General features: G+C 67.3%; 18 protein-coding genes and 1 pseudogene. 6 read left to right on the top strand and 13 right to left on the bottom strand.

The window, feature by feature from the left end; translation table 11 throughout:
* Positions 1-159 precede the first annotated feature (159 nt).
* Entirely contained in the window at positions 160-1635 is a 1476-nt protein-coding gene (locus tag ACFM35_RS08790) for a glycosyltransferase family 4 protein (RefSeq protein ID WP_378841040.1), read from the top strand.
* Between the two features lie 3 nt (positions 1636-1638).
* Here the strand turns inward: ACFM35_RS08790 and ACFM35_RS08795 are convergent, their stop codons facing one another.
* Complete coding sequence (locus ACFM35_RS08795) at positions 1639-2835, bottom strand: ABC transporter ATP-binding protein (protein WP_378841043.1); 1197 nt, start codon at positions 2833-2835, stop codon at positions 1639-1641.
* Positions 2835-3749 (bottom strand): ABC transporter permease, encoded by a 915-nt coding sequence (locus ACFM35_RS08800; protein ID WP_378841045.1) that lies wholly within the window; start codon positions 3747-3749, stop codon positions 2835-2837. Before ACFM35_RS08800 ends, ACFM35_RS08795 begins: the two co-directional genes overlap by 1 nt.
* Positions 3750-3892: 143 nt before the next feature.
* On the opposite strand from ACFM35_RS08800, the gene ACFM35_RS08805 reads away from it, so the two are divergent.
* Entirely contained in the window at positions 3893-4741 is an 849-nt protein-coding gene (locus ACFM35_RS08805) for an NAD-dependent epimerase/dehydratase family protein (protein WP_378841048.1), read from the top strand.
* 15 nt (positions 4742-4756) lie between these two features.
* Here ACFM35_RS08805 and rfbA read toward each other — a convergent pair whose 3' ends face one another.
* Entirely contained in the window at positions 4757-5632 is an 876-nt protein-coding gene (gene rfbA / locus ACFM35_RS08810; RefSeq protein WP_378841050.1) for a glucose-1-phosphate thymidylyltransferase RfbA, read from the bottom strand.
* A gap of 125 nt (positions 5633-5757) precedes the next feature.
* Between rfbA and rfbB the strand changes: the two genes are divergently transcribed.
* Together rfbB and ACFM35_RS08820 are read left to right on the top strand one after the other, a co-directional pair.
* Complete coding sequence (gene rfbB / locus ACFM35_RS08815) at positions 5758-6756, top strand: dTDP-glucose 4,6-dehydratase (protein ID WP_378841053.1); 999 nt, start codon at positions 5758-5760, stop codon at positions 6754-6756.
* Positions 6753-7307: pseudogene (locus tag ACFM35_RS08820) on the top strand (dTDP-4-dehydrorhamnose 3,5-epimerase family protein); the annotation flags it as partial. The gene rfbB and the pseudogene ACFM35_RS08820, both read left to right, overlap by 4 nt.
* Positions 7308-7411: 104 nt before the next feature.
* Here ACFM35_RS08820 and ACFM35_RS08825 read toward each other — a convergent pair.
* The 7 genes from ACFM35_RS08825 to ACFM35_RS08855 form a co-directional block, all read right to left on the bottom strand.
* The gene (locus tag ACFM35_RS08825; RefSeq protein ID WP_378841055.1) at positions 7412-10876 is read right to left on the bottom strand and encodes a hypothetical protein; all 3465 of its coding nucleotides are present in this window, start codon (positions 10874-10876) and stop codon (positions 7412-7414) included.
* Between the two features lie 101 nt (positions 10877-10977).
* Complete coding sequence (locus ACFM35_RS08830) at positions 10978-12117, bottom strand: glycosyltransferase (RefSeq protein WP_378841058.1); 1140 nt, start codon at positions 12115-12117, stop codon at positions 10978-10980.
* A 7-nt stretch (positions 12118-12124) separates the two neighbouring features.
* Complete coding sequence (locus tag ACFM35_RS08835) at positions 12125-13591, bottom strand: LCP family protein (RefSeq protein ID WP_378841061.1); 1467 nt, start codon at positions 13589-13591, stop codon at positions 12125-12127.
* Positions 13588-14055, bottom strand: coding sequence for a 5-(carboxyamino)imidazole ribonucleotide mutase (purE, locus tag ACFM35_RS08840; RefSeq protein WP_378841477.1), 468 nt, complete (start codon positions 14053-14055; stop codon positions 13588-13590). Before purE ends, ACFM35_RS08835 begins: the two co-directional genes overlap by 4 nt.
* Before the next feature lie 118 nt (positions 14056-14173).
* Positions 14174-15310, bottom strand: coding sequence for a 5-(carboxyamino)imidazole ribonucleotide synthase (locus tag ACFM35_RS08845; protein ID WP_378841064.1), 1137 nt, complete (start codon positions 15308-15310; stop codon positions 14174-14176).
* 63 nt (positions 15311-15373) lie between these two features.
* Positions 15374-15937, bottom strand: coding sequence for a PH domain-containing protein (locus ACFM35_RS08850; RefSeq protein ID WP_378841067.1), 564 nt, complete (start codon positions 15935-15937; stop codon positions 15374-15376).
* 65 nt (positions 15938-16002) lie between these two features.
* Entirely contained in the window at positions 16003-16797 is a 795-nt protein-coding gene (locus ACFM35_RS08855) for a biotin--[acetyl-CoA-carboxylase] ligase (protein WP_378841070.1), read from the bottom strand.
* Between the two features lie 144 nt (positions 16798-16941).
* On the opposite strand from ACFM35_RS08855, the gene ACFM35_RS08860 reads away from it, so the two are divergent.
* Positions 16942-18531: an acyl-CoA carboxylase subunit beta gene (locus tag ACFM35_RS08860; RefSeq protein ID WP_378841072.1), complete on the top strand. Its 1590-nt coding sequence runs from the start codon at positions 16942-16944 to the stop codon at positions 18529-18531.
* Positions 18528-18794: an acyl-CoA carboxylase subunit epsilon gene (locus tag ACFM35_RS08865; protein ID WP_378841075.1), complete on the top strand. Its 267-nt coding sequence runs from the start codon at positions 18528-18530 to the stop codon at positions 18792-18794. The genes ACFM35_RS08860 and ACFM35_RS08865 overlap by 4 nt, the downstream gene beginning before the upstream one ends.
* A gap of 362 nt (positions 18795-19156) precedes the next feature.
* On the opposite strand, the gene ACFM35_RS08870 is transcribed toward ACFM35_RS08865, so the two are convergent.
* The 3 genes from ACFM35_RS08870 to ACFM35_RS08880 are packed head-to-tail and all read right to left on the bottom strand — an operon-like array spanning position 19157 to position 22126.
* Positions 19157-20224: an MFS transporter gene (locus ACFM35_RS08870; protein ID WP_378841078.1), complete on the bottom strand. Its 1068-nt coding sequence runs from the start codon at positions 20222-20224 to the stop codon at positions 19157-19159.
* A complete protein-coding gene (locus ACFM35_RS08875) occupies positions 20221-21483 on the bottom strand; it encodes a sensor histidine kinase (protein WP_378841080.1) in 1263 nt (420 codons plus the stop codon). The genes ACFM35_RS08870 and ACFM35_RS08875 overlap by 4 nt, the downstream gene beginning before the upstream one ends.
* The gene (locus ACFM35_RS08880; protein WP_378841083.1) at positions 21464-22126 is read right to left on the bottom strand and encodes a response regulator; all 663 of its coding nucleotides are present in this window, start codon (positions 22124-22126) and stop codon (positions 21464-21466) included. The genes ACFM35_RS08875 and ACFM35_RS08880 overlap by 20 nt, the downstream gene beginning before the upstream one ends.
* Positions 22127-22135 lie beyond the last annotated feature (9 nt).

Here is a 22135-nt window from a genome sequence, read left to right on the forward strand (position 1 = left end):
GCAGGCACCCCGTCTGCTCGACTCCCCGACACGCGCGCCCTCGTGCCTGGCGCCACAGCGCCGGATAGGATCGTGTTCGCCTGTGGCTTGTCCCGGAACGCGTCTCCCGCACCCCGGCACACAGTCGTGTCATGCCACCTCGAACCGGGAGAATCGTCCATGCATGTGCCCACTCAGCCCTCCCCCTCGAACGGGCCCCGACGCATCCTGATCGTCAGTCCCGATACCTTCGGTCGCAAGATGGGTGGGCCCGCGATCCGCGCCTGGGAGATGGCGAAGCGGCTTTCAGCGGTCACCGAAGTCCGACTCGTCTCGATCAGAGAGGCGTCTCTGTCAAACGATGACTTCGAGGTGCTCGCCGTCGACGGCGACGAGTTGCGTCGACAGGTGGAGTGGGCCGACGTCGTCATCGCCCAGGGCGAGGTGTTCGCGCTGAATCCCTGGCTGGCGGAAACCGACGTCGTGATCGTCGCCGATGTCTACGACCCGCTCCACCTCGAGGTGCTGGAGTCCGCCAAAGACGAAACTCCGGAGGGACGCAGCTTCCTCACCAAGTACTGCGTGGATATGCTGACGACCCAGTTGCGCCGCGCGGACTTCGTGATGTGCGCCTCTGAGAAGCAGCGCGATTTCTGGCTCGGACATCTCGGCGCTATCGAGCGGATCAATCCGGCTGTCTACGATGCGGACCACAGCCTGCGCACCCTGATCGATGTCGTGCCGTTCGGTGTATCGGACGATGTCCCGAGCCAGACTCGACACGGCATCCGCGGGGCGGTGGACGGAATCGGCCCCGACGACAAGATCATCCTCTGGGGCGGTGGCGTCTACAACTGGTTCGACCCGCTGACCCTGATCAGAGCGGTGCGCCAGCTTTCGCAGTCCCACCCCGAGGTGAAGCTGTATTTCCTGGGGATGACCTATCCCAACGCGGCTGTGCAGGATTCGAAGATGGCGGCACAGGCATTGAGTCTTTCGGAGGAGCTCGGCCTCACAGACACCCATGTCTTCTTCAACATGGGCTGGACGGACTACGACGACCGGATCAACTACCTGCTGGACGCCGACGTGGGCGTCAGTACTCATTTCAGTCACGTGGAAACCGCTCTGAGCTTCCGCACGCGAATCCTCGATTATCTCTGGGCTGGTCTGCCCATCGTCGCGACCGACGGCGATGGATTCGCGCCGCTCATCCGCGACAACAACCTCGGCGAAGTCGTCGCTGCGGAAGACGTGGATGCACTCGCCGCGGCTTTGGAACGGACCCTGTTCAACAGCGACACCGAGAAGCTCCGCGCGAACGTGAGAGCGTTCGGGGAGCGCTATCAGTGGGATGTCGCGCTTGAGCCGCTGATCAGGTTCTGCGTGGATCCGAAGCGCGCCGCGGACCATCCGACGTCAGGTGTCGACCCGCTGGAGGTGGGACGGGTCCAGCACATCGAGATGCTCGAGGCGAAGACCCTCGAGCTCGACAGGCAACTGGGAACCGTGCGCGACAGGCTCGGGGCTGTGCGCGACAAACTCGTGAGCACCCGCGACGAGTTGGACAGCGTCCGCGAGAGCACGTCATGGCGGCTGTCGGCACCGGTGCGGATCGTCGGACGGCTCAGATCGCGAGTGCGCCGCGGCCGCTGAACTTCAGCTCGCGGCGGTGATCCGGGCCGCGACGGAGCCGAGGGTGGTCGTGTCGGAATGGACCGTGAACATCCGCCCCTGCATGAGGACGTGCGAGTTGATGTCGATGACCTCGGACACGTTGGCATTGATGTAGTACTGACCTGCACCCAGATAGACGTTCTCTATCCTGAAGTCGACGTGGGAGTCGCCTTCATCGATTGCCGGCAAGCTGATGCCGAGTCGCTCCGTATTCGAGGCGATGGTCATCTGACCCGTCACCGTATCGATGCTGAACCCCGCCGCCCAGCGTGGCATCGCCTGGTGAGCATGCACGTGGATCCGCAGCGTCAGCGGCTCCCCCACGCCGACTCCAACGACCTCGTGCCCTCGGTCGTCGTGCAAGGTGATGGCCGTCACCTCGATCATCCTCTCGGCTGCGCGCTCGTGCAGTTCTCCGAGCCTTCGGCCCTCGAGAACATCGCGGAGCGCCGCGACGCCCTGATTGACATCGCCGTCGAACACGATATGACCGTCCTTGAGCACCACGGCCCGGTCACAGAGTTCCTGCACCTGTGATGCGGAATGTGAGACCAGGATGATCGTGCGCCCTTCAGACCTGAACTGGGCGATACGCTCCATGCATTTCCGCTGGAACGCCTCGTCACCGACCGCGAGCACCTCGTCGACCAGCAAGACGTCCGGATCGGTGTGGATGGCGACCGCGAAGGCGAGGCGGACGAACATCCCCGACGAATAGAACTTGACCTGCGTGTCGATGAAGTCGCCGATGCCGCTGAACTCATGAATGGCATCGAATTGATGATCGACCTGTTCGCGGCTCAGTCCCAGGATGGCCGCATTCAGGTACACGTTCTCGCGTCCGCTGAGATCCGGATGGAAACCAGCACCCAGCTCCAGCAAGGCAGCCGTGCGCCCGCGGCTGGAGATGGTGCCCGTCGTCGGGGCCAGGATGCCACCGATCAGCTTCAGCAGCGTGCTCTTGCCTGAACCGTTGGCGCCGAGCAGCCCCACCGTGGTACCGGCCTGAATATCGAGCGAGACGTGATCGACCGCGGTGAACCGCTCTCGATGCTCTCGCCCCAGTCTGCCGAGGTGGACAACGCGATCCTTGAGGGTGTTGTCTTTGCGGACCTGGAACGTCTTGGACACATCTTCCACCCGTACGACGACGGGGCCCGGCTTGTTGGCGACGACCATCACATCTCCTGCGCGAAGTTACCCTGCAAGCGCTTGAACACTCGATGGGCGAGAAAGACGAGCACGACCCCGATGAGAAACGCGATGAGCATGCGGAGCCCGAGGTTGGCCGGGTAGTCATCAACAGTGCCACCGGACCAGAAGGCGCGATGGAAGCCGAGAACGCCGAGCGTGATCGGGTTGTTCTGGTAGATCTCGAATACCCAGGCGGGCAGATCGAAGCTCGCGAACGCGCTCTTCACCATCTGCCATGAGTAGACGATCGGCGAGGCCCACATGGCGAGCATCACGACGAGGTCCAGTAAGTACTGCACGTCTCGGAGATAGACGTTGACCGCCGAGAGGAACAGCCCGATAGCCAGTCCGTAGACGAAGATCAGGGCCACGGACGGGAAGAACCACAGCATGTCCCACAGGTTGGACGGAAGCGCGCGGAAGATGGCGGCCGCGGCGAGGAGCACGAGACACTGCACCAGGAACATGAAGCCGGCGCCACCGATGCTGGCGAGCGGGAAGATCTCGCGTGGGAGGTAGATCTTCTTGACCAGCCCGGAGTTGCCGAGGATGGAGCCGGTGGAACCCACCACCATCTCAGCGAACAGCCCGTAGAGCGTCAGCCCCGCGAACAGGTAGACAGCGAAGTTGGGCACGCCTTCTGCCGCGCGCAGAAACTTCCCCAACACCACGTAATACATGAGGAAGACGATGATCGGACGGATCACCGTCCACAGAAAACCGAGGACGCTATCCCGATAGCGCGCTTGAAGGTCTCGGCGCACGAGCAGAGACAGGAGCTCACGCCGCTGGAACAGCTCTCTGATCTTGCCGCCGGCCACGTCCAGCTTCAGCCCGGACGCATCCGTGCGCGTGAACTGCGTAGCGGCCAGCCGCTCGTATCGAGGTTTCGTATCCACCGCGCTCCCACGTCTTTCAGCCAACCTGCTCACCCTAATACAGGGCGTCTGACAGATCGCCCATGGGGGTCGCGCTCCGGGAATCGGATATCCTCGCACCGACGTCCGCAGTCCGATGGACGCGCGATGGAAATGGTGAAGCGTTGACAAACCCCTCTCGCTCTGGCGTCGTGGTCACCGGCGCCGGTGGCTACCTCGGTCCTCATGTGGTGAAGGCGCTGATCGACCGCGGGCACGACGTGCTCGCGGTTGTCCGCCCGGGTTCTTCCGCAGCGACGGATCCTCGCGCCGCACGTGTCGAGATCGACTTCCTGTCCCCCGACTTCGATGCGAGCACGTGGGGATCTGCGGAGGCGATCGTCCACCTGGCCTGGCAGGACGGGTTCGTGCACAATTCGCCGGCACACCTGGGCCAACTCTCCGCTCATTACCGATTTCTCACCGCAGCAGCGGCGGCGGGATGCCCGCGGATCGTCGCCCTGGGCACGATGCATGAGGTCGGCTACTGGGAGGGAGCGATCGACGCGACCACGCCCACCAGCCCGTCGTCCTCGTACGGAATCGCCAAGGACGCCCTTCGGCGCGCCCTGCCCCTCGCCGTTCCCTCAGCCACGAGTCTCGCCTGGGCGAGGGCGTACTACATCTACGGCGACGACCGCCGGAGCAACTCCATCTTCAGAAAGCTGTTGGAAGCCGCGGACGCGGGAAAGACGGTGTTCCCGTTCACCTCCGGCAAGAACCTGTACGACTTCATCCGCGTCGAGGAGCTGGGGCGTCAGATAGCGGCGCTCACGGACGCCCCCGATGTCGTCGGCACGCTGAACTGCTGCTCCGGCGTGCCGGTCTCTCTTGCGGACAAGGTGGAGGAGTTCATCAGGGACAACGACCTCCCGCTCTCTCTCGAGTACGGAGCCTTTCCCGACCGTCCTTACGACTCTCCCGGAGTTTGGGGAGACGCAACGGTCATCGACGAGGTGATGGCGAGGGGCTGAAGTCCCGTCCGCTCGTCAGCGGATCGCGCCGCGCTCGACGATCTCGAGCAGGTACTTGCCGTATCCGCTCTTCACCAGCGGACGCGCGCGTTCCCGCAACTCGTCGTCGCTGAGGAACCCCATCCGCCAGGCGACTTCCTCCGGAGATCCGATCGAAAGGCCCTGACGCTTCTGCACGGTGCGGACGAACTCCGTGGCCTCGTTCAGGGAGTCGAACGTCCCTGTGTCGAGCCAGGCCGTTCCCCGAGGGAGGATCTGGACCTTCAGATCGCCTCTTTCCAGGTAGACGCGGTTGAGGTCCGTGATCTCCAACTCACCGCGAGCCGAGGGGCGGAGGTTCTTCGCGATCTCGACGACGTCACTGTCGTAGAAGTAGAGACCGGGGATGGCGTAGTTGCTCTTCGGCTGAGAGGGCTTCTCCTCGATCGACAGCGCTTTCCCCTGTGCGTCGAACTCGACCACACCGTACGCCGTGGGATCCGCTACCCAGTATCCGAACACGGCAGCACCGCTGAGATCCGAATACTCCCTGAGATGCGACCCCATTCCAGGGCCGTAGAAGATGTTGTCCCCCAGGACCAGCGCCACCGAGTCGTTACCGATGTGGTCGGCTCCGAGCGTGAATGCCTGAGCCAATCCGTCCGGTGACGGCTGCTGCGTGTAGGTGAGCGAGATCCCGAATTGCGAGCCGTCTCCCAAAAGTCTCTGGAACTGCTCCGCGTCCTGCGGCGTCGTGATGATCAGGATGTCGCGGATGCCCGCAAGCATCAGCGTCGTCAACGGGTAATAGATCATCGGCTTGTCGTACACCGGCACGAGCTGTTTGGAAATGCCGAGTGTGATCGGGTGGAGGCGAGAGCCGGTGCCCCCCGCAAGAACGATGCCGCGCATGAAGCCAGTCTCATCGATCGGGCGCATCGAGACAAGTCAGCCGCCCGCGGCGAGCCCGCACGCCCCGCGGGGCCGGACGCGCTTCCCGGCGGGAAACGAGCGCGGCACCGGGTAAACTCCGCGGAATGGATAACCTTCTTGTGACCGGCGGCGCGGGTTTCATCGGATCGGACTTCGTGCACTACGTGCTCGCCAACACCGATAGTGCCGTTACCGTCCTGGACAAACTCACCTACGCCGGCAGCCTCGCTTCGCTCGAGGGCCTCCCCGAGGATCGGTTCCGCTTCGTCCAGGGCGACATATGCGACGCGGAACTTGTGAACGCATTGTTCGCTGAGCATGATGCCGTGGTCCACTACGCCGCGGAATCGCACAACGACAACTCGCTCAGCGGTCCTGCGCCGTTCGTGCAGACCAACCTCGTCGGCACCTTCACCCTGCTCGAAGCCGCCCGGGCGACGGGCGTCCGCTACCACCACATCTCCACCGATGAGGTGTACGGCGACCTCGATCTCGATGACCCCGAAAGATTCACGGAACACACTCCCTACAACCCGTCGAGCCCGTACTCATCGACGAAGGCGGGCTCCGATCTCCTCGTGCGCGCGTGGGTTCGGTCGTTCGGGGTGCAGGCGACGATCAGCAACTGCTCCAACAACTACGGTCCGCGCCAGCACGTCGAGAAATTCATTCCGCGTCAGATCACCAACGTGATCGATGGTGTCCGCCCACGGTTGTACGGGGACGGCCGCAACGTCCGCGACTGGATCCACGCGGACGATCACTCGTCGGCGGTCTTGCGCATCCTCGAGCGCGGGACGATCGGAGATACCTACCTCATCGGCGCCGACGGGGAGAAGTCCAACCGAGACGTCGTGGAGATGATCCTCTCCACTATGGGTCAGCCGTCTGACGCGTACGACCTCGTCGTGGATCGCCCCGGCCACGATCGCCGCTATGCCATCGACTGGACGAAGCTGCGCGACGAGCTGGATTGGGAGCCCGAGTTCCGCGACTTCGGCGCGGGTCTGGAGGCGACGGTCGCCTGGTACCGCGACAACGAATCGTGGTGGCGGCCGCAGAAGGCCGAAGCTGAGGCCAAGTACGCGATCGTGGGGCAGTGAGCATGGAGTACGGTAAGGCGCTCGCCGCCCATGAGACGACGATTCCCGGCCTCCTCCTCTTCGATCTCCCCGTGCACGGCGACAACCGCGGCTGGTTCAAGGAGAACTGGCAGCGGGAGAAGATGATGACACTCGGTCTGCCAGATCTCGGGCCGGTCCAGAACAACATCTCGTTCAATCGCAACGTGGGGACCACTCGCGGCATTCACGCCGAGCCGTGGGACAAGTTCATCTCGGTAGCGACCGGACGCGTGTTCGGCGCCTGGGTGGACCTGCGCGCGGGCGACGGCTTCGGCCGCGTGTTCACCACGGAGATCGATCCGTCGAAGGCCATCTTCGTTCCCCGTGGTGTGGGCAATTCATTCCAGACCCTCGAACCCGACACGGCATACACCTACCTCGTGAACGACCATTGGACGCCGCAGGCGCGATACACGTTCCTGAATCTCGCCGATGAGACGACCGCGGTGCCGTGGCCGATCCCGCTCGACCAAGCCGATCTCTCGGACAAGGACCGCCAGCATCCGCGTCTCGCAGATGTGACGCCGATCGCCTGACTCCCTTTCGCTCGAACCGGAGGAACGTGCCGGTCGGCCTGAACGTGGCCGCCGCCGATGGCGGAACGCACGTACTCCGCGAAGTGGTCCCTCTCACCTCACCCGAGTGTGCCGTTGGGAACCACCCAGACCTTCGGCGGAACACCGTAAGCCGCTGAGATCCATGCACGAGTGGCATCGTCTGCGACCGGAGACAGCCCCCCCGACACGAGGTAGACCTGAGAGTCGGACTGCTCGCGGACGAAGTGAGGTCGTGACTCCGATCCGGCAGACGGCAGACCTTCGGATCCCCGGGGGCCGATAGCGACGAAGGCCCGCGGGGCATAGTCGGCGGCGTTGATCGCAAGCCATCCCTCGGTGGTCAGCACGAAAGACTGAGACCCCGTCGATATCCGTGTCGGGAGATCGCCTTGACTCGTCAGGAGGTCCACCGACGCGGGTGAGATCGCCCAGGCGGCGGAGATCACGGCGCCGACGCGACTCGCCGGGGGGACGGTGAACGCGCGCCCGTCGCCGGTGACCACGCGCACATCACCCGCCCGGTCGTCGTATACCCCGGCGACCGCGACCGGGGGTCCGATTCGAAGCTGCGCAAGGAGCTGGGTCGATACGGATGTCGCCGCACCGCCGATGCCGTACACCGCGAGCACCCGGGGATCGGGTACCTCGCGCCGCGTACCGCTCTGTACCAGCCACACGAATCCATCAGCGGACCGCAGGAGCGGAGCGAGAGCGCCACCATCGGCGAGTGCTCCGAGCTGCGCTGCCGAAAGCGTCCGCAGCGTGGCGCAGTCCTTGCCGAAATCTGGCACCGCACCGCACCCGCTCATGCGGAAGCGGGTGGCTCCGTCGATCAGGTACACCGCGCCCACCGCGTCCCGCACGATCATGTCGTGATTGATCTTGATACCGGACAGCGCTCCGCTGACGAGAGTCCACACCTTGGGCGGCACACCGTAGACGGATGTGATGGTCGCTCGCTCCGATGCACCGGACACGGGCTGAGCAGCGCCGCCGGACACCAGGTACTCCTGCCCGCTCGCGTCGTCTTTCACGAAGTGCGGGCGCTGCTCGTTCGCAGCCACCGTGATCCCCGACCACGCTTTGGATGGCAGCTGCGTGAACATCGCGTCCCCGCCGTACGCCGCCGCGGACACTTCGAGCCAACCCTCCCGGGTGAGCACGAACGACCTCCCATCGCTGCGCAGACGTGACGGCAGGGCGCCCTCGACGGTGACCTTCGCGTAGCTGGCGGCCGTGAGCGCACGGACGCCACTCGCGACCGAACCGACGAACTGCTCGACAGTCAGCGTGTATTCTCCCGCAGGAGTTCCGACGAGGCGAGCCGACGCCCCATCGGAGTAGACCCCGGCCCCCAGGACGGGTTCTCCTACCGGGATCTTCGCGACGGTGGCTGCGGAGACGGCGCTTGTCGATGACGGGATGCCGTACACCGCGAGGATCGAGGGGTCCAGCACCTGCCGAAGCCGGCCGCCCTGAGCGAGCCAGATCGTCCCGGCAGGAGTTCGCACCAGCGCCTGCAGGGTGCCCGCGTTCGCGTAGCCGGCGAGTTTCGTATCGCTGACGAGAGGGAGCGAGGCGCAGTTCCCACCCCACGACGACACCTGAGCGCAGTCACGGAGACGATAGACGCGTGCTCCGTCGAGGAGGTAGAAGAGTCCTGCGCTCGTGCGCACCAGACCTTCCGGCGTCGTGACGTCGCCGATCGTGCCGTCCAGACCGACCCACACGCGCGGATTGACTCCGAACGTCCGGGTGATCCACGTCTGATCCGAGGCCGAGACGGCCTGGATGCTGCCGCCCGAAACAAGATAGGTCTGAGTGTCCGATCGTTCGCGGATGAAGTGTGGTCCGGTCACCCGCCCCGCGGATGGGAGCCCCGTGGTCGCTCCCGCCGGGAGTGTCGCGTAGGTCAATCCGGCTGGGTACTCTGCCGCCGACACCTCCAGCCAGCCACCCTCGAGCATCACATACGACGTGCCGCCCGCGGTCATCCGCACGGGCATCGGAGCTTTCGCTCGCAGATAGGCGAAGGATTCGGCAGTGAGCTCCCACGCGTTCTGCGCAAGTGCCGTGCCGCTCGCTGCATCGGGCAGGACGTAGGTGCCGCCGTCCGTCTGCAGCCGGTAGTTCGTCCCATTCCGGTACACCCCCGCACCGATGACGGGGGATGACGTCGGGTAGTCGGCGACCATGGCAGCAGAGATGCTCGTCGACAGCGCGAGAATGCCGTACCGCGAGAGCAGCCCGAGATCGACCACCTGCCTGCGCGAACCGCTCTGCACGAGCCACGAGGCTCCGTTCGAGCTGACGACACGCTCGAGCCAGCCGCCATCGCCGTAACGTGCTACCTGGGCATCACTGGCTACCGGCAGGGCTGCGTAGTCCCACCCGAAGTCAGACACCTGCGCCGCGTCGCGCAGGCGCAGCCGCCGGCCACTGTCGAGGGCGTACACGATCCCGGTGTTCGTCCGTACGGCGCGATCGGCTGCGCCACGGTCCTGGTATGTCTCGATCTCCGACCTGCTCACGTCTCGCACCGCGGAGATCCACGTGAACTGTGCCGCGACTTCCGGCGTCCCGAGGCGCCATCGCCCGCCCTGGCTGACGAGGTAACGCTCCGAGGTCCCGGACACCTGCAGCACCTCCAGCAGCTCTCCCTGACCCGACCCGAACCAGTCGGTGAAGTACTGATAGAAGTTTCGGTTGCCGTACGCTCCGCACGCGTCTCCGATCCCGTAGCCCGCACGGATGGCCGATGCATTGGGCTGATACGGGGTGTAGTAGTACAGGTTCGCCGTGGCTTGATTCTGGATGTACACGGGCGAGGACCCGCACGCCGCGTTAGGGCTCCACCGGATGTTCCACGTCTTGCCCGGGGCGTACCAGGTGAAGTACTGACTCGTGCCAGGAGGGTTGGCGTAGCGTTTGAACTGCCAGGCGGCGCCGTACACCTGGTTGAAGAATCCGAAGTATCGGCTGTCGCATGCGGCTGTGTCGGGGCATCCCTGCCCCATGGCGATCTTGTACTGGAGACTGCTCGGGTTCGCGTCCGTGATGAGCGACTGCTCTTTCTGAAGCGTTGCGATCAGGACCTGGGGATTGATGCCGCAGGCTTGCGCCACTTTGTAGATGATCGTCGAAGCGCGCTCCCGCGTTCCGCCCGAGTATGCGCCGCACATCGCGTCCGGGGTCGTCGTTCGAGAGGTGTCGTACCAGTCCTTCAGGCACGTGTAACCGGACTGGCACGAAGGCACCCGTGCTTGCAGGAATGCTTGGATCTGTTCCGCACTCATCGTCGAGCTGTTGAAGAACACCGCGTCGCTGATGATGTTGCCGGCCTGGAACTTCGACAGATCCGCCGTCTTGACGATGTCGGTCGCGACGCCCGCCGACGACAACGACGCCACAGGCCGCGCGCTGTTCAGATCGGCCGCGGCAGGTTGGACACCCACACCGATCACCAGGGCGGCCACGGTGAGGAAGATGCTGCTGAAGGCGGCGAACCGCGTTCGAGCTCTCCTGGGGAAGAGGGCTGTCATGTGCCCAGTGTGGCGGATGTTACTGCTGATTACCAAAGTTTCTTGTGAGATCCGTGTTACGACACGCCGAAGACACGAAAGGCCTGGCCGATCTCCGCGACTCAGAGGTCGGCGTGCAGTTGCCAGACGCGCTCGGCGGCTTCCCGCCAGGAGAACGCCCGGCCGCGATCGGCCGCGAGCACGGAGAGCTTCTCGACGGATGCTGCGGACCCGAGTCCGCTCGCGAGGGCCGCAGCGAGCGCCTCGGCGTCGTCGTCCGTGCGTTCGGCACCACCGACGAGCAGTCCCCCGTCGAGGATCATGTCGCGGTGCACGCGCGAGTCGACCGCGATGACGGGCACTCCCACGGCGAGCGCCTCGACGACGCGCCACGGAAAGACCATCCGGCGCGACGGTGCGAGATAGGCCACCGCGGCACCGAAGACAGCGCCGCGGTCACCCACGTCGAGTGCCCCGCGGACGTGCATCCGCCGCTCGGGGATGCCCGCGGCAGCGGCCAGTTCCACAATCGCAGCCTCATCGCCCTCGGGCGCATCGATCACGACGACGGGCAGATCGCCGCCCTGACGCGCGACCGCACGGAAGCCTTCCGCGAGCGCGTCCGAAGGCGCCGAGGAGCCGGAGAGCAACACGAACCCTTCGACGAGGTCGAGATCGCGCCGCCGGCCCACCTCGTCGGTGGGCACCGAGAAACCCGAGGGCGCGGCGCCCGAGATGACCCGGATGCGGTCGCCGAGCTTCGACAGCTCACTCAATCGGTCGGCCATCCCATGCGTCGGGACGACGACGGCGTCGGCGAACTTCACGGCGCGCTTCAGCATGCCCTTCTGCCACGTGATCATGCCGCGCGACAACTCGTCGGGCGACTCCCACGCGCGCAGATCCCACACCGTGACGACGGTCTGGTCGTGATCGTGCACCCGATCGTGCCGCACGAGCGGGGCGAACAGCGTCGGTGAGTGGATGAGCCCCCCACCCACCCCCGAGGGCACTCCCAGCTGCCATGCGCCGGCCAGCTCGCGCCGGGCCAGCGGGAGGGCGCGCATCTCGGCCAGCCCCGGCACGGCGTCGGTCGCGGCATCCCTCCGGTCGGTCGTCACCGCGGGGATGATGCCCGCGACCTCGCAATCGGACGGCGCTCTTGCGACGAGGGCGCGGGCGAGCTCGCGCGTGGCCGTCGCGAGATCGGGCTCGGTCGGGTGGACGAGCTGATCGAGGACGACGCGCAGGGTCGCGGTCACGGGCTTCTCAGCCCGCCGGCGCCGGCGTCGCCGTCGCCGGGTGCAGCGAATCGGCGACCATCTCGTGCACGTACGCGTAATCGGGGCGATCGGGATCGACGCCGTGCTCCGGAGTGAGCTCGATCGTCGTCACGGGCTGCTCCTTGGCCTTGAGTGCGAGGTCCGAGAGGAACGGCAGCAGGGACTGGGGCAGATCGGTCTGCAGCAGGTCGCGACCCGCAGCAGCGACATCCTGGAACCGGGTGAGCACATTGGTGGGGGTGAACTGCGACAGGATGGCCGTCTGCAGCTCGCGCTGACGCTTCATGCGGTCCCAGTCGCTGGTCGTGTAGCGCGAACGGGCGTACCACTGCGCGGTGTCGCCGTCCATGTGCTGTTGGCCGACCTCGATCCAGCCGGTCGCCCAATCCTCGGCGGGCTGACCCTCGTATGCGGGTCCGCCCCCCTCGGGGAGACGCTCGGTGACATTCATGTCGACTCCGCCGAGTGCGTCGACGAGGGAGGCGAAGCCGTCCATGTCGATGAAGACGTAGTAGGGGATGCTGATGCCCAGCATGCCCTCGGCGGCATCTTTCGTCGCCTCGATCGCGGGGGTGGAACCGTTGGTCTCCGCATCGGGGTACAGGCCGGCGCCCTTGTCGTCGCGGCAGTTCTGCACGGCATTCGTGAGCTGGTTGATGCCGCTCCCCCAGCCGCAGCTCGACGAGCTCTTGCCCTGGAAGCCGTCGGGGTAGAGCTCCTGCATCGGACTTCCGTCCGCGAAGGGCGCATGCACCATGTCCCGGGGGATCCCGGTGATGGTCACCGCCCCGCTGGTGGCGTTCACCGAGACGACCGAGATGCTGTCGTAGCGCATCGAGTCGCGGCCCTCGCCGCTGTCTGCGCCCAGGAGGAGGATGTTGTAGTACCCGTCGGAGGGCGGGACGGACGCTGCGCTGGCGCCGAAGATCGATCCGAGCGTGTCGCGCACGACCCCGGTGATCTGGGCGCCGTACGCCGCGGTGCCGCTCGCGAGCACCGTCAGGACGACGGCCAGTCCGGCGATGCCCACCTTCGCCGCAGGACCGACCTTCACCAGACGGACGAGACGGATCGTATCGACGGCGAGGAAGGCCCAGAGCGCCGCGTAGCCGATGAGCAGTGCCTGCGCGAGGAGGAGGACGAACCAGTTGGTCGCGAGCGTGAAGAGCAGCGGCTGCCAGAGCAGCGCGCACAAGCCGGTCAGAATCACCAGCACCCACAGCAGCAGCGTGGAACCGAGCCCGAACCGACCCAGCTTGCGACTTCCGGCGAGGATCTGGGCCGAGCCGGGGATGAGGAAGTTCATGCCCACGAGCCACCATCCGCGGCGGGCCATGACCTGACGCGACGAGTGGTCGGGGTGGCGCAGCGGCCTCTCCTCGAGGATCCATCCCTCGGTGATGCGCGGACTCGCACGCGGCTGCGGAGGTCGGGGCGGGCTCGTCACGCTCACAGCGACTCCTTCAGGCGGCGATTCTTCTCTTCGACCTGCGCCTCGAGGTCGCGCGCGTAGGACTCGACACGGTCGGCGATCGCGGCATCCGCGGTACCCAGGATGCGGGCCGCCAGCAGCCCTGCGTTCTTCGCGCCTCCGATGGCGACCGTCGCGACCGGGATCCCGGCGGGCATCTGGACGATGCTCAGCAGCGAATCCATGCCGTCCAGCGTGGCGAGGGGCACCGGCACACCGATGACGGGAAGCGCGGTGAGCGAGGCGAGCATGCCCGGCAGGTGCGCCGCGCCGCCGGCACCGGCGATGATCACTTTCAGGCCCCGCGAGCGCGCCTCGCGGCCGTAGCTCAGCAGCTTGTCGGGCGTGCGGTGCGCGGAGACGACCTCGACCTCATGGGCGATGCCGAATTCCGTCAGCGCCTTCGAGGCGTCGCTCATCACGCGCCAGTCGGAGTCGGAGCCCATCACCACACCGACCACGGGCGCGTCGGAAGAATTCACAGGCCGGGTCACTGCACCAGGCTAGGCCGCGAGGCTGGAAGATCCCCGCAACGGCGCGCAGCCCACTTGTCCGGCCGGCGCCTCAGCCGAGGAAGACGGATGCCGCGGCCCGAGCCTGATAGGCGACGTCGTCGAGGTCGTCTCCGACCGCGGTCACGTGCCCGACCTTGCGTCCCGGGCGGGGAGCCTTGCCGTACGTGTGGATCTTCGCGCCGGGGTGCGCGGCCATCGCCGCCGCGAAACGATCGTCCAGACCCCCGTCTTCGGGCCCACCGAGGATGTTCACCATCACCGACCAGGGCGCGGATGCCGAGGTGTCTCCGAGCGGCAGATCGAGCACGGCACGCAGGTGCTGCTCGAACTGGCTCGTGACGGCGCCGTCCTGGGTCCAGTGACCGCTGTTGTGCGGCCGCATGGCGAGTTCGTTGATCAGCACCCGCTCGTCCGTCGTCTCGAACAGCTCCACCGCCAGCATCCCCGTGACGCCGAGGCCTTCCGCGATCGCGACGCCGATTTCCGCAGCGACCTTCGTCAGCCGTTCGCCGCCGCGTGGCGCCGGGGCCAGCACCTCGGCGCAGACACCGTCGCGCTGCACGGTCTCGACCACCGGGTACGTCCGGATTTCGCCCGAGGGTCGCCGGGCGACCTGCTGGGCGAGCTCCCGCGTGAAATCGACGAGTTCCTCCACCAGCAGCGACCCGCCGCGTCCGTCCTCGGCGAGCGCTGCGAACCAGTCGTCCGCCTCGGTGCCGGCGCGGACGACGCGGACGCCCTTGCCGTCGTAGCCCCCGCGGGGGGTCTTCACGACCGCGCGCCCGCCGTGCCCTTCGATGAAGTCCTGCAGGGCCGACGCGTCATCGACGGCCGCCCAGTCCGGCTGCGGCATCCCCAGCTCCTCCAGGCGCGCCCTCATGAGGAGCTTGTCCTGCGCGTAGCGCAGCGCGTCGGGACCGGGATGCACCGAGACTCCTGCGGCCACCAGTGTCGCCAGAACCTCTTGCGGTACGTGCTCGTGGTCGAAGGTGAGCACGTCCACGTCCCGCGCGAACGGCAGCACGGTGGCGGCGTCGTGGTAATCGCCCACGGCGGTGGCCGCGAGCGCCGCGGACATTCCGGGCTGCTCCGCGAGCACACGCACCTCGATGCCCAGTTCGACCGCAGGAGCGATCATCATGCGGGCCAGTTGGCCCCCTCCGACGATTCCGACGCGCAACGACATGGCGTTCCTTCCGACGATCCCATCCTCTCGCACGACACCGGCCTGCCGCAGCGTGCGCGCCTGTCAGCGTGCGGAAGGAAGCGGCGGCGGTGTCGGGTACGACTGGGCGTCGCGGTGGGCGAGGATCTGGTTGACCTCGACCTGATCGACGAGCGCTTCGTGGACCAGTGCGACGCTCGGCACATTCGCCATGCGCACCGGCTCATCGACGCCGTTGGACAGCGTGAGCGTGCCCGCACCCCACAGTCTCTGGATGGGTCCGCGCCGTTCGGCGATCGAGTAGCCGCGCACGTGCGACAGCTCGCGACGACGCGCCCGGAAGACGCCCGACCGCTCTATCGCACGACGCGTGGTGATCGTGTAGGTGTGGCTCCACCAGCTCAGGAACGGGAGGAGCACGAGGAAGAAGACGACGACGGATGCCGCAGCCAGCAGCATCCAGTTCTCGAAAGGCGCCGGCAGGTTGTCGTAGAAGTAACCCACCGCTCCCGAGACAGCGATCAGGACGAGAGCAGACCACACCAGGCGGCGCCCGTGGGTGTGGAAGCGCGCGATGCGCATCTCGGGCGTCGGCGCACCGGGGGCGGGCATGATCGGGCGCCCCCCGTAGGTCGTCGGCTGCGTCACCCCTCCATTGTGGCGCGCAGTGCGGACAGCGAGCTCACCCCACGCGCAGGGACGCGGTCATCGATTCAGCGGACGTGGACGACATCCCCGGCCGCGACGGGCGTCTCGATGTCGCCCGACGCCACCACCAGTCGCCCCGCGGGATCGATGCGCTGGGCGCGCCCCGTCAGGCTCGACCCGTCCGGCAGGGCGACCCGCACATCCGACCCCAGGGTCGTGCACAGGGCCTCCACCTCGCCGAGCACACCTGACGCCGCCGCGTCACCGCCGCTCGCGTCCAGCGCCGTCAGCTGTTCGTCCAACGCGCGGAGGTAATCCGCGAGGAGCCGGTCCTCGTCGACCTCCCGTCCGAGCACGGCGAAAGAGGTGGCCGTCGCCACCGGCAGGTCGGCCTGTGTCATGCGTGTGTTCACGCCGGCGCCGATCACCACCGACTCCGGGTGCCCGGGCACGGCTTCGGCGAGGATCCCGCAGATCTTCGTGCCATCCACGAGGACGTCGTTCGGCCACTTGAGACCCGCCATGTTGCCGGTGCCGAGGAGCTGTGCGGAGACGGCGCGGGTCATGGCCGCCCCCGCGATCAACGGAATCCAGCCCCGAGACGGCGTCGGGAGCTCACCGACCTCGACCACGACCGACACCGCGAGCGCCGTCCCCGCGGGCGTCGTCCAGGAACGGTCGAGTCGGCCGCGGCCCGAGCGCTGGTCGGTGGTCAGCAGCACGGACAGGTGCGGCCAATCGCCGGCGCCGGCGGCCACGGCGGCCACCAGATCCGCGTTGGTCGAACCCGTCGTCTCGACGATGTGCACCCGCGGACTCACCGCGGCGGAGAGGGGATAGCCCTGGGCGGGGATCGGCATGAACTCACCCTACGCGTGCGGCTCGGGCGCAGCATCCGCCGTCCGCCGGCCCGCGCGGCGTTGCGCCGTATCGACAGCGGATCCGTCGTCGACTTGTACGCACCCTCCAACCAGACGATCACGGCGCTCGCTAGTGTGGATGGCGTGACCGATCAGCCCGACCTCTCCACGACCGCCGGCAAGATCGCCGACCTCCGCGAGCGCTACGACGAAGCCGTCGTCGCCGCCGAGGAGACCGCCCGCGCGAAGCAGGGTGCGAAGGGCAAGCTCACGGCACGTCAGCGCATCGCGCTGCTGGTCGACCCCGGCACCTTCGTCGAATTCGACGAGTACGTGCGTCATCGCACGACCGCTTTCGGCATGGACCGCAGCCGCCCGTACGGCGACTCGGTCGTCACCGGCGTGGGCACGATCCACGGCCGGGCGGTCGCGGTCTACGCCCAGGACTTCTCGACGTTCGGGGGCTCTCTCGGCGAAGTGGCCGGTGACAAGATCATCAAGATCATGGAGTACGCCCTGCGGGGCGGGATGCCCTGCATCGGGATGCTGGACTCCGGCGGAGCCCGTATCCAAGAGGGTGTCGTCGCCCTCGGCAAGTACGGAGAGATCTTCCGTCTGAACACCGCCGCCTCGGGTGTCATCCCGCAGATCTCGATCATCATGGGCCCTGCGGCGGGCGGCGCCGTCTACTCCCCCGCCCTCACCGACTTCGTCGTGATGGTCGACAAGACGAGCCAGATGTTCGTCACCGGACCGGATGTCATCAAGACCGTCACCGGCGAGGACGTCGGGATGGAGGAGCTGGGCGGCGCCTACACGCACAACACCCGCTCCGGCGTGGCGCACTACCTCGCGGAGGACGAGGACGACGCGCTCGACTACGTGCGCGCGCTCGTCGGCTTCCTGCCCGACAACAACATGGCCGAGATCCCGGTCTACGAGTCGGCGTTCGAGTGGGAGACCACAGACGCGGACCGCGAACTGAACTTGATCATCCCCGATTCGGCCAATCAGCCCTACGACATCCACGGCGTGATCCGTCACCTCGTCGACAACGAGGACTTCCTCGAGGTGCAGCCGTTGTTCGCCCCGAACATCGTCATCGGCTTCGGCCGCATCGACGGACGGTCCGTCGGCATCATCGCGAACCAGCCCTCGCAGATGGCGGGCACCCTCAACATCGAGGCGGGCGAGAAGTCCAGCCGCTTCGTCCGCTTCTGCGACGCGTTCTCGATTCCGATCGTCACGCTGGTCGACGTCCCGGGCTACCTTCCCGGCACCGACCAGGAGTGGACCGGCGTCATCCGGCGCGGCGCCAAGCTGCTCTACGCCTACGCCGAGGCGACCGTCCCCCTCGTGACGGTCATCCTCCGCAAGGCCTACGGCGGCGCGTACATCGTGATGGGCTCGAAGCAGCTCGGCGCTGACATCAACCTGGCGTGGCCGACCGCGGAGATCGCCGTCATGGGCGGTCAGGGCGCGGTGAACATCCTGTACCGGGGTGAGATCAAGAAGGCGGAGGAAGCCGGCGAGGACGTCGCGGCGGTGCGGATGCGCCTCGCGAACGAATACACGTACAACGTGGCATCCCCTTTCCTCGCCGCCGAGAGAGGCGAGCTGGACGGCATCATCGAGCCCGCGCAGACCCGTGTCGCGATCGCGAAAGCACTGCGCTCACTGCGAGGGAAGCGCGCCAGCATGCCCGCGAAGAAGCACGGTAACATCCCGCTATGACCGGGGGGAACGCACGCGCGACGGATGCCGCAGCCGCTGCGAACGCGTCGGAAAGGCCGCTGTCGATCGAGGTGCTGCGGGGGGATCCGACGCCCGAGGAACTCGCCGCGCTGATCGCCGTCGTGAGCGAGGCGTACGCCCGCGAGGCCGCCGATGCCGTGGCCGACGACCGCGGATCGCGGTCGGCGTGGGACCGTCGGCGCCGCGGTCTGCGCCAGCCCCTCACCCGCGGAAGCTCCGCGTGGAGCGACTGGGCGAGCTGAGCGGAAAATGTCCCCCAAAGTACCTACATACGTTCCTCACGGAAACCCGACATACTGATTCTGCTGGAACGCTTCTGCGTTCGGTCGGCCTGGTCTGTCGTCCTGCGATGAGATCTCAGGTTCTGACCATGCGAGCGGTTTTCGGGTAACCGTTTCGCTGGGCGAGGGGTGTGCGGCTCAGCCGCCCCCCTCGCCTCCTTCATCTCCGTCCCCGCCGGAGGACGTCGGCGACCGGCGCCCGCTCGTCGGAGAAGACCCGATCGTCCGGGTCCGCGGGACGTTGCGGAGACCTGGGCGAACCCGGCGCGAGCGACGAGGTGTCACGCCGGAAGGTCAGGACGCGAGGCGTCGCGACGCGTCCGTCAGGACTCGCGGGCGTCGGGGTGGGAGATCTCCCGCCACAGATCGACCGAATCCTCATCGCTGAGTCCCGCCGACGACGCCGCACGACCCACCACCGTGATCGCCACGCGCTCGTGCGGAGATGTGCGGATGTACAGCCGCGCCGACGTGGCGTTGCGCAGCGTCTCGGCGAGCTCGGCGCGAATGGAGCGCAATGCGATCTCGCTGAGCTCGTCGAGGCCGCCCTCGTCGAGCACCGTGACGGTGGCGCCGCGACGGCGGGCGGCGCCGATCTCGGCGCGTACCGCGTCGTCGATCAGTCGCGGCCCGCGCATCTCGTCACGCAGCTGCCCTTCTGCGATCCGCGCCTCCAGCCGCTGAGCGGGGTCGAGGGCTCCGCCCGAGGCGACCGTGGCCATCAGCACCGGCCCGGCGACGAGGAGTGCGCGCTGCACCTGCACGCGGCGCTCGCGTTGGCGGACCGATTGGGAGGCCTGCCATGCGGATGCCGCCCGCTGCAGCTCTGCGAGACGTGTCGTGTCGCGCGCCGCCTTGCCCATGGAGCGGACCAGCAGCTGCGCGATGACCACCCACACGATCGAACCCACAAGGCCGAGGGCGAGTGCGTTCAGCGGTCCGAACCAGAACATCGCCGAGAGACCCATGATCGCCGTGCCCACCCAGGCCACCCACGCGCGGCGGCGCACCATCACGATCACCATGAGCACGCCGATGCCGCCGATGGTCCAGGTGGAGTAGCTCGCCGTGCGCGAATCCGGGCCCACCGCGTACGCGATCGCGTTGGGCACGGCGGCCGAGGCGAACAGAGCGAGGGCGCACGCCCAGCCGGGCAGGGGTGCCGGCCCCCGCAGACCCCGGGCAGGATCGGACGCCCGCTCACGCTCATGGTGTTCGGTGGGCTGACGCGTCCAGAAGAGGCAGACGGCGCAGATCCCGAGGAAGACCACCAGAGTGAGGTAGATGAGCCACGGCATCATGACGTCGCTCGGAGTCCAGAGCACCGCCCGTGCGGCGAAGTACACCATGAACGCGATGGCGAGGCCGCTGAGCACCTGACGGACGCTCATGACGCCTCCCGGTGTTCCCACTGCAGCGAGACCGTCGTGCCGTGCCCGTCCGGCGTGACCGTGGCCGTGCCGCCCACCGCGGCGATGCGGGCGATGATCGAGGCGCGGATCCCGAGGCGGTCCTCGGGCACGCGGTCCATGTCGAACCCGCCCCCCGTGTCGCTGACGACGATGCGGACGCCGGCGGGGTCCGCCGATCCGGACACCTCGACGCGCAGGCCTCGTCCTTCGGCGTGCTGGATCGCGTTGGCGATGGCCTGGGTCGACGCGAGCACGAGAGCGCGGGCGACCCGGCCGGGGAGGTCGGGTGTGCCGTCCGCGATGCGACGCCGGACGTTCAGGTCGACGCCCATGTCTCCCGCGTCGTTCTCGATCTCATCGGCGATCGCCGTGGCCGGGCGCGGGACGTCGCTCCCCTCGCCCGAATCGCGCTCCGCGTTGGCCAACCGGGTCAGCGCTTCGCGGGCCATGGCCACGGCCAGCGTGTGCTCCCTCGGGGTGTCCGCGCGCTCGGCCGAGATGAGGGCGGCCAGCACGCTGTCGTGCATCAGTGCCGCCACCGCGATGCGCTCCGATTCGGCGGCATCCGCCGCCGCCGCGTTCGCGTAGGAGGCGACCGCGCGGCCGCGGGTTTCGTCGACGTTCTCGGCGACGGAGCGGAACAGCCAGCCGAGGGTGAGCAGGATCGCGCCGAGGATGAGCGCGAACGAGACGTCGAGGATGAGGGCGCGGTAGTCGCCGTTCAGTCCGCCCTGGATGAGCCTGACGACGCCGAACAGGAGGGGTGCGACCGCCGTCCAGATGATCTGGAGCGGGAACGAGAACGCGAGCACCGCGGCCAGCGTGGCGATGTTGACGAGGTACCAGATCCACGGCTGGTTCTGCGTCGCGGGGACGACTCCGGCGGTGGCGAGGGGCCAAAGAGCGAGTGCGCCGACATAGAGGATCGCGAACACGCCGGCAGCGATCCGCACACCGCGGCCGATCGCGCACGCGACGATCATCGCGGCCAGGGGCACGAAGGTGATGAGGACGAGCGAGACATGCCATCCAGGCCTCTCGTCCCCCGGGCCCAGGGCGTTGAGGAAGGCCTGCACGCCGAGTGCGAGTGACCCGACACCCGCGGCGAGCGAGATGATCCGCTCGATCCGCTGGCGGGTGAACGAGCCCAGACCCGTGTTGATCTCGCGCGACTGCGAGATGTGCCCCCAGGCCTCATCGAGGACAGTGCTGTCGCCGTCAGCGGCCACCGTGATCATCACCCGATTCCGAGACGATGCCGTCCTCCATCGCGCGCTTGAGCAGATCGACCTTCGTGGGCGCCGGGCGACCCACCTCGACATACTTCACGCGCACACGGGTGATGTTCTCCTTCGCCGTGGAGAACGCGATCCCCAGCCGATCGGCGACGACCTTGAGCGGAAGTCCCGCGGCATACAGGCGCAGGACTTCCCGTTCGCGCACCGACAGCTGCGCGTCGCCGAAGGCGCGGTCGCCTTCGACGGCGCTCGCCCATTCGACGTTGTTCAGGAGTTCGCCGCGCGCGACCGTGCCGACGGCGGCGATCACGTCGTCGATGGGCGAGGCCTTGCTGACCACGCCCGCGGCCCCGGCCGAGAGCGCCTCGCGCACCGCCGCCGGGCGATCGGCCACGGAGTGGATGATGACGCTGGAGCCGTTGCGCACGAGGCGCGAAACGTTCTCGGTGACGGTCGACCCGTCACCGAGCGTGAGGTCAAGCACCACGACGTCAGCCGGCGCGGAGTCCGTGGTCTTGCGCCACTGGAGGTACTGGGCGACACCGGCTCCCGAGAAGACGACCTCTTCTTCGGCGCGGGCACACGCGGCGGCCAGCCCGAGCCGCACCGATTCGTGATCATCGATGAGTGCCACGCGTGTCATGCCGTCAGC

Source organism: Microbacterium songi, assembly GCF_042747925.1.
Taxonomy (GTDB): Bacteria; Actinomycetota; Actinomycetes; order Actinomycetales; family Microbacteriaceae; genus Microbacterium.